Source organism: Pseudoflavonifractor hominis, assembly GCF_014288125.1.
Classification (GTDB): Bacteria; Bacillota; Clostridia; order Oscillospirales; family Oscillospiraceae; genus Pseudoflavonifractor_A; species Pseudoflavonifractor_A gallinarum.
This window is the reverse complement of record NZ_JACOPR010000003.1, coordinates 238638-254153: the sequence shown is the minus strand read 5'-3', so window position 1 is coordinate 254153 and position 15516 is coordinate 238638. Positions and strand designations below refer to the sequence as shown.

At 63.1% G+C, this 15516-nt stretch carries 10 protein-coding genes; 8 read left to right on the top strand and 2 right to left on the bottom strand.

Translation table 11 applies throughout. The features are described 5' to 3' along the window. Positions 1 to 22: 22 nt before the first annotated feature. Complete coding sequence (gene pdxR, locus H8S34_RS06475) at positions 23 to 1480, bottom strand: MocR-like pyridoxine biosynthesis transcription factor PdxR (protein WP_186963364.1); 1458 nt, start codon at positions 1478 to 1480, stop codon at positions 23 to 25. 169 nt (positions 1481 to 1649) lie between these two features. Then, complete coding sequence (locus tag H8S34_RS06470) at positions 1650 to 2867, bottom strand: YgeY family selenium metabolism-linked hydrolase (protein WP_101691898.1); 1218 nt, start codon at positions 2865 to 2867, stop codon at positions 1650 to 1652. A gap of 104 nt (positions 2868 to 2971) precedes the next feature. Between H8S34_RS06470 and H8S34_RS06465 the strand changes: the two genes are divergently transcribed. From H8S34_RS06465 to H8S34_RS06430, 8 genes are all read left to right on the top strand, one after another. Beyond that, positions 2972 to 3979 (top strand): ornithine carbamoyltransferase, encoded by a 1008-nt coding sequence (locus H8S34_RS06465; RefSeq protein ID WP_101691899.1) that lies wholly within the window; start codon positions 2972 to 2974, stop codon positions 3977 to 3979. Positions 3980 to 4213: 234 nt separating this feature from the next. Then, positions 4214 to 5530, top strand: coding sequence for an amidohydrolase family protein (locus H8S34_RS06460; protein WP_101691900.1), 1317 nt, complete (start codon positions 4214 to 4216; stop codon positions 5528 to 5530). Positions 5531 to 5619: 89 nt separating this feature from the next. After that, a complete protein-coding gene (locus H8S34_RS06455; RefSeq protein WP_101691901.1) occupies positions 5620 to 7944 on the top strand; it encodes a xanthine dehydrogenase family protein molybdopterin-binding subunit in 2325 nt (774 codons plus the stop codon). Positions 7945 to 7954: 10 nt separating this feature from the next. Beyond that, the gene (locus H8S34_RS06450; RefSeq protein ID WP_186963363.1) at positions 7955 to 8824 is read left to right on the top strand and encodes an FAD binding domain-containing protein; all 870 of its coding nucleotides are present in this window, start codon (positions 7955 to 7957) and stop codon (positions 8822 to 8824) included. A 14-nt stretch (positions 8825 to 8838) separates the two neighbouring features. After that, positions 8839 to 9315 (top strand): (2Fe-2S)-binding protein, encoded by a 477-nt coding sequence (locus tag H8S34_RS06445; protein ID WP_101691903.1) that lies wholly within the window; start codon positions 8839 to 8841, stop codon positions 9313 to 9315. 26 nt (positions 9316 to 9341) lie between these two features. Beyond that, positions 9342 to 10547: a 4Fe-4S binding protein gene (locus H8S34_RS06440; protein ID WP_101691904.1), complete on the top strand. Its 1206-nt coding sequence runs from the start codon at positions 9342 to 9344 to the stop codon at positions 10545 to 10547. 454 nt (positions 10548 to 11001) lie between these two features. Next, the gene (locus H8S34_RS06435; protein WP_186963362.1) at positions 11002 to 13221 is read left to right on the top strand and encodes a xanthine dehydrogenase family protein molybdopterin-binding subunit; all 2220 of its coding nucleotides are present in this window, start codon (positions 11002 to 11004) and stop codon (positions 13219 to 13221) included. 15 nt (positions 13222 to 13236) lie between these two features. Continuing rightward, positions 13237 to 15492 carry a xanthine dehydrogenase family protein molybdopterin-binding subunit gene (locus H8S34_RS06430; RefSeq protein WP_186963361.1) on the top strand — a complete coding sequence of 752 codons (2256 nt, stop codon included), beginning with the start codon at positions 13237 to 13239 and terminating at the stop codon, positions 15490 to 15492. Positions 15493 to 15516 lie beyond the last annotated feature (24 nt).

Genomic DNA, 15516 nt, shown 5'->3' with positions numbered 1-15516 from the left:
GGAAGGCCCCGCCTGCACCATACTATGGGAGGGAGGGCGAAGAGGTGCGGCGCCCGGAGGGACTGCCGGGAGAAAAGAAGGGCTGCCAGGCCGCGGCCAGCTGCTCCATGGCGGGGACCATGTCGGCGGGGTCCAGCCGTCCATAGCCCAGGACCAGGACGGGACCGGGTGTATCCGGGGGCGTGATGGAGTAGGCGCTGAGCGGGGAGACCCCCACCCCGGCCTCCGCCGCGGCCTCTACCAGAGCTCCCTCCGGAACGGGGGAGGACACCCGAAAGAGCAGGTGGAGACCAGCCTCCATGCCGGCGAAGGAGCCCCACGCCAGGAGCCCGGCCCCCTCCGCCGCCGCCAGCAGGGCATCCCGGCGCTGGCAGTAGATGGTCCGCATGCGGCGGATGTGGCGCTCGAAGTGGCCCCGCTCCAGAAAACGGGCCAGGGTGTACTGTTCAAAGGAGGGGACCGTGGAGGAGTAGAGCCGGAATTCCTCCCGATAGCGCCGGATCAGATGGGGCGGAAGGACCATATATCCGATGCGGAGAGAGGGGGCCAAACTCTTGGCAAAGGTGTTGAGGTAGATGACCCGCTCATTCTTGTCCAGGCTCTGGAGGGCGGGGACGGGGCGGCCGTCAAAGCGGAATTCGCTGTCGTAGTCGTCCTCGATGATATACCGGTCGGGCTGCTCTCCGGCCCAGCGGAGGAGGGCCTCCCGCCGGGGCATGGACATAACGGTGCCCAGGGGAAAATGGTGGGAGGGGGTGACATGGACCACCCGGGCGCCCGACCAGCGCAGGGCGTCGGTGCGCAGGCCCTCCCGATCCAGCGGAATGGGGCAGACCAGTGCGCCGGTGTGGGAGAGGATGCGCTGGACCTTCCGGTAGCCGGGGTCCTCCACCGCCCATCCGCCGCCCCGGCCCAGAAGCTGGAAGAGCAGGGTGGTGAGATATTCCGCGCCGGCCCCCACCACGATCTGGTCCGGGTGGACGTCGATGCCCCGGAAGTCATGGAGGTAGCGCACGATGGCCGCGCGCAGCGCCGGCACGCCCTGGGGGTGGGGGGAGGAGAGGAGGGCGCTGTCCTCCTCGCTGAGGACCTCCCGCATCAGACGGGCCCAGGTGGAGAAGGGGAAGTGCTCCGTGTCCACGGCGTTGGTGGAAAAGTCATAGGGAAGAGGGGACACCTCCGCAGGCGCGGGCAGGGCGGGGGCAGAGGGAGCGGCCGGGGAAAGGGGACGCTCGGTCTCCTGGGACTGGACAAAGAAGCCCCGCTTGGCCTGGGTGTACACGTAGCCCTCGGCCAGCAGCTGTTCATAGGCGTTTTCCACCGTGATGACCCCCACCTTCAGGTGGGCGGCCAGGGCGCGCTTGGAGGGGAGGCGCTCCCCGGGGCGGAGAGCGCCCCCTTCGATCTCCCGGCGGATATGGCGGTAGATCTGTTCATACAGGGGCTGAGAAGCATTTGGGTCCAGGACAGGTGTGAGCATGGCATTACCTCCCGATCCGGCGGCCGGAGCGCCCGGTCAAAGTTCACTCTATTATAAAAGAAAGGATACCGGCCGGCAAGAGAAAGAAACTTCATGCCGTGCTTCTGCACAGCAAAAAGCCGGGGGGCGCGGCCGCTTGGACCGCGCCCCCCCGGACAGGGGATGTAAATTAGCCCTTCTTGGGAACGAACAGGGGCAGGGAAGCGTAGAAGGAAATGGCCTTCATCAGCTCATCGATGGGCATCTTGTCCTGAGTGGAGTGGCACAGGGAGCCGTCGCCGGGGCCGTAGCCGATGGCGGGCACGCCCATGCGGCCGCACAGGTGGGTGGCGTTGGTGCAGAACTCCCAGGAGCCGACCACGGGCTTCTCGCCCCACAGCTCAGTGTAGGCATCCACGCCGGACTGGATCAGGGGATGATCCTCGGGCAGCACCCAGGAGGGGAAGTAGTCCACGCAGGTGATGTCATAGCCGGTGTAGGTCTGGACCTTCTCGGTGTCGATGGCAGCGGTGACGCCGGGGATATCCTTATAGAACTGGGAGACCTCGGCCAGCAGGTCATCGATGGACTCACCGCAGGAGATGCGGCGGTCGCAGGTGATGACGGCCTCACCGGGGATGGTGTTCAGGGAGGGGGTCTTACAGTCGACCTTGGTCACCTCGATGGAGCCCTTACCCAGGAAGGGATCCTCCACGAAGTCCTGGAACTTGTCCACGCGCTCCATGATGGGCAGAGCCTTGATCAGGGCGTTGTCGCCGCGCCAAGCGGTGGAGGCGTGGGCGCACTTGCCGGGAACGGTGATCTTGATGAGGGCGCGGCCCTTGTGACCACGGATCACGCGGCCCTCGGAGGCCTCGGCCACCAGCACGAAGTCGGGCTTAATGTCGGGGTTCTCCTCGGTCATGGCCTTCACGCAGGAGCCCTCCACGTCCTCCTCGGACAGGGAGCCGGACACCCACAGGGTGAAGTCCTGATCCAGACCCAGGGCCTTGAGGGCCTTGCCGGCGAAGGTGATGCCGGTCAGGCAGCCCTTGTCGTCCACGGCGCCGCGGCCGCGGAGGACCTTGCCCTCCTCCATCTGGGCCTCCAGGGGGTTCATGCCGCCCCAGTCGGCGGGCTCGCCCAGCTCCACGGTGTCGATGTGGGCATCGTAGAGGAGGACGGTCTTGCCGGAGCCAACGCGGCCAACCACGTTGCCGACCTTGTCGATGCGGACCTCGTCGAAGCCGAACTCCTTCATCTTATTGGCGAGAAATTCAACGGCCTTTCCCTCGTTGTAGGTGACGCTCTCGATGGCGATGAAGTCCTTCAGGAACTGAATGACTTCCTCTTCCTGAGAGGCCACGTACTCCTTGATTTTTTCCAGCGCTTCTTTTTTTGTAATCATGTGAATTCCTCCTTGATTTTTTCGAGAGATGCTGGTATGATTATACCATAAAGTATTCTAGAGATATAGAGACTTTTGAAAAAATTTTTTGGGAGGTTTTTATCATGCAGACAGGTCTCAAAGGTAAGCATTTTCTCTGTGAGCAGGATTGGACGAACGAGGAGCTGGAGACCCTCATGGACGTGGCGTCCGCTCTGAAGATGGACAACCTGCTGGACACCCACAAGTATGATGAGCTGCTGAAGAACAAGTCTCTGTTCATGCTGTTCTTCGAGGAGTCCACCCGTACCCGTAACGCTTTCGAGTGCGGCATCACCCAGCTGGGCGGCCACGGCAACTACCTGACCCCCAAGGCCACTCAGATCGACCACGGCGAGACCCCCCAGGACACCATCGAGGTTCTCTCCCGCATGGGCCACGGCATCGGCGTGCGCAACACTCTGGTGGGCGGCCATGCTTACATGCAGAAGCTGGCTAAGTACTCCAAGATTCCCATCTACAACATGCAGTGCGACCTGTGGCACCCCACTCAGTCCATTGCCGACCTGTTCACCATCAAGGAGAAGTTCCACAATGAGCTGAAGGGCCGCAAGTTCGTCATCTCCTGGACCTCCGCCGGCAACTACATGCGTCCCCTGTCCATGGCTCAGTCCCTGATCACCCTGATGCCCCGCTTCGGCATGGACGTGACCCTGGCTGTGCCCAACAAGGACTTCGAGCTGATGCCCGAGGCCATGGAGACCGCCCGCAAGAACGCTGAGTTCTACGGCTCCAAGTTCGAGGTCTGCAACGACATGGACGCTGCCTGCGAGGGCGCCGACGTGGTCTACGCCAAGGGCTGGGGCCCCATCATGGCCGTGGGCGACGACGAGAAGACCGGCGTCGAGATGATCAACGCCAATCCCGGTTGGTGCGTCGACAGCCGCCGCATGAGCCTGGCCAAGAACACCGCTATCTACATGCACTGCATGCCCGCTGACCGCGGCATCGAGGTCACCGACGAGGTCGCCGACAGCGCTCAGTCCGTCATCTACGACGAGGCCGAGAACCGCATGCACACCATCAAGGCTCTGATGGCTCTGACCATGGGCAACGTGGCCAGCCGCCGCTAAGCCTCGGCAAATCACAATTGACCCATTCCGCCCGCCGGCCCAGCGCCGGCGGGCGGGGGGAACATTCCCCTGCGATGCAGGAACTCAAAAACAGGCGCCTGTGCGCTGAAACGAAACATGGCGGCACATGCGACAAGATGTGTCGCCATTTTTTCACCGGTCTGGGGAAAACCAGAGAGTTTACCAGAGAACGGAACACGTTTCGGCGCCGGGACTGCCGGGAAGGGTGTATGTATGGAAGCGGCAACTATCATCCGTGGCGGAGCAGTGCTCCTGAAGGAAGGTCTCAAGACCGGATGGGGCGTCAAGCTCAGGGACGGTCTCATTGCAGAAGTGGGGCCCAACGAGACCCTGAGCGCTCAGGCGCAGGATACGGTGATCGAGGCTACCGACCAGGTCATCCTGCCCGGTTTCATCAACGGGCACAACCATATGTATAATGTATTCTCCCGCGGCATCAGCACCGATGCGGTGGTGACCGAGTTCTCCAGCTTCCTGGACGACTTCTGGTGGCCCTACATCGAGAACCGGATCACTCCGGAGCTGGCGGAGATCACCACCCGCTGGGCCAGTGTCGAGATGATCGACAGCGGCGTGACCACCTTCTTTGATATTCTGGAGGCGCCCAATGCCATTCCGGGCGCGCTGGAGCGGGAGGCTCAGGTCATCCGTGAGGCCGGTCTGCGCGGCATCCTCACCTTCGAGGCCTGCGAGCGGATGAGCAGCGAGAATGCAGAGATTGGACTGAAGGAGAACGCGGATTTCATCCGGAATCACGCCGACGATCCTCTGGTAAAGGGCGCGATGAGCATCCATACCCTCTTTACCTGCTCCAAGGAATATGTGCAGAAGGCCCGCGCCATGGCAAAGGAGCTGGGCTCCAAATTCCATATGCACCTCTCTGAGAGCGTGTTTGAACCCAACTGGACCCAGGAGCACTACGGCAAGCAGCCCGTGTGCATCTATGATGAGCTGGGCTGTCTGGACAGCGATGTCCTGGCCTCCCAGGTCGTACAGGTCAACCAGGAGGAGATCGACATCCTGGGCCGCAGCGGCGCCAGTGCCGTGACCATGCCCCTGTCCAACTGCGAGGTGGGCGGCGGAGTCGCACCGGTCACCGAGCTCCTGGATGCCGGGGTCAAGGTTGGGATTGGCACCGACGGCTACATCAATAATTTCTTCGAGGTTATGCGCGGCGCATTTCTTATCCACAAGGCACATCGGCAGGACCCACAGGCGATGGGCGCCCGGCAGGTCTACCAGATGGCCACGGATATGGGGGCCAAAGCCCTCGGCATGGAAAATACGGGGTGTATTGCCCCGGGAATGCTGGCGGACGTGATCACGGTCAGCATGAACGATACGCCCACGCCCATCAACGAAAAGAATATTTACGACCAACTGATCCTGTACCGGAACCCCGCCGACGTGAAAAACGTCTTTGTCGGCGGAAAGCAGCTCAAGAAGGACGGCGTTATCACGACGCTGGACGTTGAGAAGGCCCGCGCCGACATGCGGCAGGCCTGTGCGGAGTTCTGGAAGTTCAAGTAATCCGGACTTTTTCGACCCGACTGTACCTTTAACACCGGAGAAAAGGTCCCGTTCCGGATGGGATTTCCATGCAAGAGGAAGGTGATTTCATGCCCCTGTTAGGCGAGCTGAAGAAGAATTATAAAATTGTCAACCACTCGGTCCCGCGCATCGACGGTATCGACAAGGTGACCGGACGCGCGCACTACGCCGCGGACCTGAAATTTGTCGATATGGTGTACGGCGGCTGCCTGCGCAGCGGCCGCTCCCACGCCAAGGTGACCCGGATCGACACCGAGAAGGCCAAGGCCATTCCCGGCGTGCTGGCCGTGGTGACGGCGGACGATATGCCCAAGCCCAAGAGCTGCGCGGGCAACGCCCCCTACATGTACCTGACCAAAGAGGTCAAATATGCCGGCGACGTGGTGGCCATCGTGTGTGCCGAGACCAAGGCCCTGGTGGACGAGGCCCTCAAGGCCATCGAGGTGGAGTATGAGGATCTGCCCGGCGTCTACACCATCCGCGACGCCATCAAGCCCGGCGCCCCCGCGGTGCATGAGCAGTATCCCGACAACGTCTTTACCGACTCCATCTACCCCATCCGCAAGGGCGATGTGGAGAAGGGCTTTGCCGAGGCCGACCTCATCATCGAGCGGGAGTACGAGACCCAGTACATCGAGCACTCCTACATCGAGCCCGAGGCCGTGGTCTGCATCCAGAATCCCGCTGACGGCGTGATGACCGTCCACTCCTCCAGCCAGAACCCCTTCTTTACCCGCCGCTATGTGGCCGACATCCTGGGTGTGGGCATGCACGACGTGCGCGTGTTCCAGGAGACCCTGGGCGGAAGCTTCGGCGGTAAGGAGGAGGGCGTCGGCATGCTGGCCGCCCGCTGCGCCTATCTGTGCCGCCTGGTGGGCCGCCCCGTCAAGATGACCTTCTCCCGGGAGGAGTCCTTCCTGGAGAGCGCCAAGCGCCATCCCTTCCTGCTGCGCTACAAGGTGGGCGTGAAGAAGGACGGACATATCGTGGCCTGGGAGGGCACCCAGATCGACAACTGCGGCGCCTACAACAACCAGACCCAGTTCATGAACTCCCGCGCCAGCATCCACAGCTGCGGCGCCTACACCATCCCCAACGTCAAGACTGATACTTACGGCGTGTTCACCAACAACATCCACGGCGGCGCCATGCGCGGTTACAGCTCTCCCCAGCTGATCTGGGGCCAGGAGCAGCTCATTGAGGAGATCGCCGAGGAGCTGGGCATGGACCCCCTGGAGTTCCGCCGCATCAACTGCCTCAAGGACGGCACCACCAATGCCACCGGCACCGTGCTGGACCACGTGAACATGCAGGAAGTCATGGACTACACCGCAGAGAAGACCGACTACCAGCGCAAGCACGAGGAGTATAAGCACCAGACCTCCACCAAGAAGCGCAAGGGCATCGGCATTGCCATCGGCCACCGCGGCTGCGGCCTGGGCGCCGAGTCTCCCGACGCCTCCGGCGCCATGGCTATCGCCAATGAGGACGGCACCGTGCTCATCAACACCGGCCTTGCCGAGAACGGCCAGGGCCTGAAGACCGCCTTTGCCCAGATCGCTGCCGAGGCCATCGGCGTGCCCTACGAGGCCATCCGCTTCTACGGCACCGACACCCAGGCCATCGCCGACTCCGGCATGACCGTGGCCTCCCGCGGCACCGTGATGGGCTCCCAGTCCACCCGCAAGGTGGGCTACAAGCTCAACGAGATCATGCGCGCCAATGCCCTGGCTCTGGGCTTCTTCAAGGACCAGGAGAACGTGAAGAGCATCGAGCAGATCGTGCTGGAGGACGGCTTCTTCCACACCACTGAGAAGCCCGACGTGAAGGTCGCCTTCAAGGACGTGTGCAACGCCTCTCTGTGGACCGGCCGCCAGATGGCCGCCTATGAGTGGTATATGCCCCCCGCCTGCATCCAGGATCACCACACCGGACAGGGCGTCGCCTTCCCCAACTACGCCTACGGCTGCGTGGTGGCTGAGATCGAAGTGGATATGGAGACCGGCTACGTGGACGTGCAGAAGGTCACCGCCAGCCACGACGTGGGCACCGCCGTCAACCCCGCTCTGGTCATGGGCCAGATCTACGGCGGCATCCTGATGGGCCAGGGCTACGCCACCACCGAGGAAGTGGAAGTGAGCAACGGCAAGGTCCGCAACCAGAACTTTGAGAACTACATCGTGCCCACCGCGGCCGATATGCCCGAGATGGACGTGAACATCTTCGAGTGCGACGACCCCCGCGGCACCTTTGGCGCCAAGAGCATCGGCGAGCCGGCCACCGAGGTGGTGGGCGCCGCCATCGCCAACGCCATCTACAACGCCACCGGAAAGCGCATCCGTGAGAATCCCGCCAACCTGGAGCGGGTGCTGCTGGGCAAGAAGCTGAGATAAGGGGGATACCATGCAGAAGCTGAGTTATCTGAAGCCCCAGACCCTGAAGGAAGCTCTGGGCTATCTGAAGGAATACGGCGAGAAGGTTAAGCCTTACGCCGGCGGCACCGATCTGATGGTGCAGCTGCGGGAGGGTTCCTCCCGCCTGAAGGACGTGGAATACCTGATGGATGTGCAGGCGCTGCCCGAGCTGCGCGGCATCGAGGTCCGGGAGGACTCCATCCGCATCGGCGCCATGACCAGCCACACCGAGGTCAACGAGTCGGAGGTCCTGCGCAAGCATGTGCCCTTCCTCTCCATCGCCTCTTCCACCGTGGGTTCCACCCAGATCCGCAACAAGGGCACCGTGGGCGGCAACATCTGCAACGCCTCCCCCGCGGCCGACACCCTCTCTCCCTTTGTGGCGCTGAACGCCCGCCTGGTGGTGGTCAGCGTGGACGGGGAGCGGGAAGTGATGGTGAAGGACGCCATGGAGAAGGCCGGCAAGCTCAAGCTGGCTCCCCATGAGATGGTCACCAGCATTCTCATCGACCGGATCGACGACTACTCCACCGCGTTCATCAAGCTGGGCCGCCGCAAGGCTCTGGCCATCTCCCGTATGAACGCCGCCGTGGCTCTGAAGATGGAAAACGGCGTCATCGCCGCCGCCCGCATCGCTCCCGGCTGTGTGTTCTCCACCCCCGACCGGGTGGAGAAGGCCGAGGCCCTCATCGTGGGCAAGGCTCCCTCCGCCGCTCTCTTCGAGGAGGCCGGCAAGGCCGTCTCCGAGGAGATGATCGCCCGTACCGGCATCCGCTGGTCCACCGAGTACAAGAAGCCTGTCATCGAGGCCCTCATCCAGCGCGCGCTGTGCCGTGCCGCCGGGCTGCCCGAGGACTGAGGGGGTAAATGGATATGAAGAAGATCACTTTGAATTTTATCCTCAATGAGGAGCCGGTCTCCCTGGAGATCGACGAGAACGCCCGCCTGCTGGACGTCATCCGCGACGTGGCCGGCCTCACCGGCACCAAGGAAGGCTGCGGCGTGGGCGAGTGCGGTGCCTGCACCGTCATCCTGGAAGGGGAGGCCGTGGACTCCTGTATCGTCCTGGCCGCCTCGGTGGAGGGCAAGCATGTTACCACCGTAGAGGGTCTGGCCAAGAACGGCAAGCTGGACCCGGTGCAGCAGGCTGTGCTGGACCACCACGCCCTCCAGTGCGGATTCTGCACCCCCGGCTTCCTGATGAGCGCCAAGGCGCTGCTGGACAAGAAGCCCAACCCCACCCGCGACGAGATCAAGATGGCCATTGCCGGCAACCTGTGCCGCTGCACCGGATATCAGCAGCTGGTGGAGGCCTTTGAGGACGCGGCCAAAGAGTATCAGAAAGGCTAATCTGACGGAGAAAAGAGGAGAAATAGATGTTTGATAAGGAAAAGGTGAAAGGCGCCTCCATTGGCGTCAAGTTCTGTGGTTATGACCTCCAGAGTCCCTTTATCGTAGGCTCCGGCCCCCTCACCTATGGCTCCGAGGGCATGATCCGTGCCTATCAGGCCGGCGTGGGCGCTGTGGTCACCAAGACCATCCGCCTGGGCGCCGCCATCAACCCCGCCCACCACATGGCCAAGATCAACAACGAGGCCATTCTGAACTGCGAGAAGTGGGCCGACTCCGACCGCTTCCAGTGGTATGAGAAGGAGATCCCCGAGGCCGTCAAGGCGGGCGCCATCGTCATCGGCTCCGTGGGCCACACCCCCATGGAGGCTCAGGCCATCGTGGAGGACGTGGAGAAGGCCGGCGCGCACATCATCGAGCTGGTCTCCTACACCGAGGACACCCTGCTGCCCATGCTGGACTACGCCAAGGCTCACGTGAACATCCCCGTGATCTGCAAGCTCTCCGGCAACTGGCCCGACGCGGCGGCTACCGCCAAGAAGTGCTATGAGCACGGCGCCGACGGCATCTGCGCCATCGACTCCATCGGCCCCACCCTGATGATCGATGTGGAGAAGCGCGCCCCTGTCATGATGAGCAACGACGGCTACGGCTGGATGACCGGCGCCCCCATCAAGCCCATCTCCATGCGCATCAACAGCCAGATCACCCGCAACATCCCCGGCTACAAGAACCTGTATGGCACCGGCGGCGTGATGAAGGCGGACGACGCCATCGAGTACCTGATGATCGGCTGTAACGCCGTGGGCATCTGCTCCGTGGGCATCCTGAAGGGCCTGGACTATGTGGAGAAGATGTGCTATCAGCTCTCCGACCGTCTGGCTCAGCTGGGCTTCTCCTCCATTCAGGAGGCTATGGGCGTGGCCCTGCCCAACTTCCCCAGCACCGAGAACATCACCGACATGGGCTTCCACTACGAGCCCGGCAAGTGCACCAAGTGCGGCCGCTGCGAGACCGTCTGCTGCTACAACGCCCGCAAGGTGGAGTTCCCCGAGATGAAGCTGGACCGCACCCTGTGCCGCTCCTGCGGCCTGTGCGCCGACGTCTGCCCCACCCACGCGCTCACCAGCTTCGTGGAGGAGCAGTCCGCCGAGAACGCCAAGCGGGCCGCCGCTTCCAAGGAGTTCGACGCCCTGGTGAAGGAGCAGTCCCCCAAGCTGCTGGAGCACTAAGCTTCCAGGAGCAGCGCAAAGTCCCGACAAAGTGACCTGAACACCGAGGTATGACCCTCTCTTATGCGCGGTAGAGCTATTGTGCTTGCTACCCTGGCCGCCGGGAGAGCCCGTGAGGGTAAGGTGCGGGTGTATGAAGACGTGCATGTGAACCACTCCGTTTGGATGGAGGCGGAACTGCAGCTTTGTTTGGCACGAAGAATACAGGGAAGCAGGCGCCTCCATCCAAAAAAAGATGGAGCGCCTGCTTTTTTATACGCATTTTTCAATCACAAGGCAAACAAAACGGCTACTGTACGCCGGGCATACCTGAGTGTCGGAACCACCGGGCGGTGCAGAGAGCACCGGCGGCATCGGCACCGGGCTCCAGGCTATGTGAATCGTGTACGGGCTACGTCAAAGGATGCCGTGGGCAGCTCAGATGGCCGTAAATCGGATGAGGAGATGAATACATATGGAGGATTATAGCCGGATTGGTGAGAGTACCCCCATTCGGGACGCGGCGCTGAAGGTGACCGGCCGAAAGATGTATGTTGGTGACATGAAGCTCCACGGGATGCTGTACGGCGAGGTCCTGTTCAGCAAGGTGGCCCATGCCAAGATCAAGTCCATTGATACCAGTGAGGCCGAGGCCCTGCCCGGCGTGCGCGCCGTGGTGTGCCACAAGAATTCCCCCGATACCCTGTACAACAGCGCCGTGCGCTTCTATGAGCACCAGATCCCCGACACCGAGCGGGTCTTTGACGATACGGTCCGCTTTGTGGGCGACCGTGTGGCGGCGGTAGCCGCCGATACCCAGGCCATCGCCAAGAAGGCCGTGGGACTCATCAAGGTGGAATATGAGCCCCTGCCGGTCTATCTGGACCCGGAGGAGGCCGTGCAGGAGGGGGCCTACCCCATCCACGGCGACAAGAACGCCATCACCACTATGGTCCACAACGCCGGTGATCTGGAGCAGGGCTTTGCCCAGGCCGACCGCATCTTTGAGGACCGGTATACCACGCAGGCGGTGCACCACTGCGCCATTGAGCCCCATGTGTCCATCGCCGACTACGACTATTCCGGCAAGCTGACGGTCTACACCTCCTGCCAGAATACCTTCGGTTACCGCATCGCCCTCCACCGCATCTTCAAGCTGCCCATGAGCCGCATCCGGGTGGTGACCCCCGCCATCGGCGGCGCCTTCGGCGGCAAGCTGGAGATGACCCTGGAGCCGGTGGCCGCCCTCCTCTCCATGAAGGCCGGCCGTCCGGTGAAGGTGACCTACTCCCGTCAGGCCTGCATCGACTCCACCCGTACCCGCCACGCCTCGGTGGTCTACCTCAAGACCGGCGTGAAGAACGACGGCACCATCGTGGCCCAGGATATCCGCATCATCACGAATACCGGCGCCTATGCCACCAGCGCCCTCAACGTGCTGGGCGCCCTGAGCCATAAGGTATTCAAGGTCTACAAGATCCCCAACATGCGCTTTACCGGCATCCCGGTGTACACCAACACCCCCATCGCCGGCGCTATGCGCGGCTATGGTTCTCCCCAGGCCTTCTTCGGCCAGCAGCGCCAGTTCCAGAAGATCGCCAAAGCCCTGGGCATGTCCCTGGTGGACTTCCAGATGAAGAATCTGGTCAACCCGGAGGACAGCGATCCCATGGGCTTCAAGCTGGGCAACCCCCATCCCAAGGACTGCGTCCGTCGGGGCGTGGAGCTGATGGCCAACTGGAAGCCTCTCTCCGATGAGGACGGAAAATACTCCATCGGCGTCGGCATGGCAGTGGGCGCCCACGGCTGCGGCTGCTTCGGCGCACACCGGGATCAGGCCTGCGTCATGCTCAAGATGAACGAGGACGGGACCTGCACCTACTTCACCGGTACCCACGACATGGGCAACGGCTCGGTCACGGCCCAGACCCAGGTGGTCTCCAACACCCTCCAGATCCCCCTGGAGTCCATCACCACCATGGAGGCCGATACCGATGCCTGTCCCTGGCAGCTGGGCGACTACTCCAGCCACGGCATCTTCGTGGTGGCCAGCGCCGCCAAGAAGTGCGCCGAGTCGGTGGGCCGTGAGCTGGTGAAGGAGGCCGCCCTTCTCCTGGAGGAGAAGGAGGAGGACCTGGAGCTGGTCCCCGGCGGAATCCACTCCAAGGCCACGGACAAGACGGTCTCGCTCAGCGACGTGGTGGTCTATGCCCAGGATAAGTCCAAGCGGGAGATCATCTGCTCCGAGACCTATCCCATGCCCAACGGTCCCACCGCCTACGGCGCCCACTTCGCCCGGGTCAAGGTGGAGAAGGCCACGGGCAAGGTGACCGTCACCGACTATGTGGCCGTCCACGACGTGGGCAAGGTCATCAACCGCATGGGCATTGAGGGCCAGCTCCACGGCGGCATCCAGATGGGCCTGGGCTACGCCCTGTGCGAGGGACTCAAGTATGACGAGAACGGCCGCAACGTGTACAACAATTTCCGCAAGTACAAGATGTTCACCGCCGACCAGATGCCCAGCATCCAGGTGGACTTCATTGAGGCCTATGAGCCCAACGGCCCCTATGGTGCCAAGAGCATCGGCGAGGCCGCCGTGGTGCCCTCCAATCCGGCGGTGCTCAACGCGGTGTGCGACGCCCTGGGGAAGGAAATTTACAGCTCTCCCTACCGGGATTGGGAAGAGAACTGAGAAGGGGGATCGTTTATGAGCAACAACCGCAGGGATGTCCTGGCCAAGGTCACCGGCAAGGCCATCTATGCCAATGATATCCAGATGCCGGGTATGGTCTTCTGTAAGGTCGTGCGCTCCACCATCGCCAGCGGGCGCATTCGCTCCATCGACACGGCCCGGGCCGAGCAGGTCCCCGGCGTGCTCCGGGTGTTCACCGCCAAGGACATCCCCGGCATCCCCAACCAGCCCTGTGACCGGCCCGTCATCTGCGGCGACCGGGTGCGCTATATCGGCGACGCGGTGGCCCTCATCGCCGCCGAGACCCGGGAGCAGGCCGAGGAGGCCGCCGCCCTGGTGCAGGTGGAGTATGAGGAGCTCCCCGCCAACTTCGATCCCCTCCGCGCCCTGGATGAGGACGCCCCTCTGATCCACGAGGGCGGAAACACCATCTGCTGCTGGAAGACCCAGCGGGGCGATGTGGAGGAGGCCTTCCAGCACTGCGACCACATCCTGGAGCGGGACTATGTGACCTCCCGGGTCCAGCATGTCTGCATCGAGACCGAGGCGGCCGTGGCCTACACCGATCCGGTGACCAACGAGGTCATCGTCCGCTGCCCGGTCAACAGCCCCTTTGTCATCCGCAAGACGGTGGCCGAGACCCTGGGCGTGCCCTACACCCAGGTGCGGGTGATCCTGGCCACCATCGGCGCCTCCTTCGGCGGCAAGAACTACGACATCGCCATGGCCTCCAGCCGGGCGGCGCTGGTGAGCACCCTGCTGGGCCGGCCCTGTAAGGTGTGGCTCACCCGGGAGGAGTCCATCATGGAGGGGACCAAGCGCCATCCCATCCACGCCCATTACAAGGTGGGCTTCAATGACGACGGCAAGCTCCAGGCCATGCAGGTCCGGCTGGTGCTGGACGGCGGAGCCTACAAGAGCAAGACCTTCCCGGTCACCACCCGCATGGCCATCGAGGCGGCGGGTCCCTATATCGTGCCCAACATCGACACGATTTCCACCAGCGTCTACACCAACAACGTCTACTCCGACGCCCTGCGTGGCTTCGGTTCGCCCCAGGTGGACTTCTGCTCCGAGTCCCTCATGGACGAGATCGCCAAGGAGCTGCACATGGACCCGGTGGAGCTGCGCAAGAAGAACATGCTCTATGAGGGATGCACCTCCACCACCGGCCAGCACATGACCAACGTGACCCTGGACCAGTGCTATGAGGCCCTGGACAAAGCGGCTCAGATCCAGGAGCGGCGGGCGCGCATCGCCGCCTACAATGCCAGCCACACCGGCACGAAAAAGGGCCTGGGGATCGCCTTCCTGCACCGGGGCGAGTCCTTCGGCGCGGCCGGTCAGGGCATTGACACCGCCAGCGGCATGATCGCCCTCCAGCCCGACGGGAGCGTCACCGTGGCCTCCTCCATCGCCGAGGTGGGCCAGGGCGGCCCCAACATGCTGGTGAGCGTGGTCCATGAGACCCTGGGCGTGGCCCGGGAGAAGATCCACGTCACCCCGGTGGATACCGGCTACCTCACCGATGCCGGTCCCACGGTGGCCACCCGCGGCACCGTGTTCTCCGGCGGCGCGGTGTGGAAGGCCTGCCTCAGCGTGCGGGAGAAGCTGACCGGCTACGCCGAGAAGCGCCTGGGCACCCGGGATGTGGTCTTTGCCGAGGAGAAGATCACCGACGCCAAAAATCCGGCCAACTCGGTGGCCCTTCTGGAGGTCATCGGGGACGCCTTCAATAACTCCGATCACCTCAACTCCCTGGGCTACTTTGCCGCCCCTCCCTTCAACTACGACCGGAGCACCGGCGTGGGCGATGCCTATTGGTCCTGGGTATACGGCGCGGCGGCGGCCGAGGTCACGGTGGACCTGAAGACGGGCGCCGTGTCGGTGGACGACTACTTTGCCGTCCACGACGTGGGCCATGCGCTGGATATGGAGGAAGTCAAGGGACAGATCCGGGGCGGCGTGGCCATGGGCATCGGCTATGCCCTCACCGAAGAGGTGGACCTCAAGGAGGGCCGTATCCGGAACCTGAACCTGGAGAACTACATCGTGCCCACGGCGCTGGATGTGCCGGACCAGATCCACGCCATCGCCCTGGAGATCCCCAGCGAGATCGGCCCCCTGGGGGCCAAGGGCCTGGGCGAGCCGGCCACCTGCAACGTGGCCCCCGCCATCATCAATGCCATCGACGACGCCTGCGGAAAGCGGATTCGGGAACTGCCTGCCAATCTGGAGCGCATTGTCCTGGGTCATTCCATGAGCAAATAAGCGACGCCGTGAAGTGAAACAAAT

Coding starts and splice junctions, on each gene's coding strand:
- H8S34_RS06465 (WP_101691899.1), top strand. CDS start 2,972: ATGCAGACAGGTCTCAAAGGTAAGCATTTTCTCTGTGAGCAGGATTGG.
- H8S34_RS06445 (WP_101691903.1), top strand. CDS start 8,839: ATGAAGAAGATCACTTTGAATTTTATCCTCAATGAGGAGCCGGTCTCC.
- H8S34_RS06435 (WP_186963362.1), top strand. CDS start 11,002: ATGGAGGATTATAGCCGGATTGGTGAGAGTACCCCCATTCGGGACGCG.
- H8S34_RS06460 (WP_101691900.1), top strand. CDS start 4,214: ATGGAAGCGGCAACTATCATCCGTGGCGGAGCAGTGCTCCTGAAGGAA.
- H8S34_RS06450 (WP_186963363.1), top strand. CDS start 7,955: ATGCAGAAGCTGAGTTATCTGAAGCCCCAGACCCTGAAGGAAGCTCTG.
- pdxR (WP_186963364.1), bottom strand. CDS start 1,480: ATGCTCACACCTGTCCTGGACCCAAATGCTTCTCAGCCCCTGTATGAA.
- H8S34_RS06455 (WP_101691901.1), top strand. CDS start 5,620: ATGCCCCTGTTAGGCGAGCTGAAGAAGAATTATAAAATTGTCAACCAC.
- H8S34_RS06430 (WP_186963361.1), top strand. CDS start 13,237: ATGAGCAACAACCGCAGGGATGTCCTGGCCAAGGTCACCGGCAAGGCC.
- H8S34_RS06440 (WP_101691904.1), top strand. CDS start 9,342: ATGTTTGATAAGGAAAAGGTGAAAGGCGCCTCCATTGGCGTCAAGTTC.
- H8S34_RS06470 (WP_101691898.1), bottom strand. CDS start 2,867: ATGATTACAAAAAAAGAAGCGCTGGAAAAAATCAAGGAGTACGTGGCC.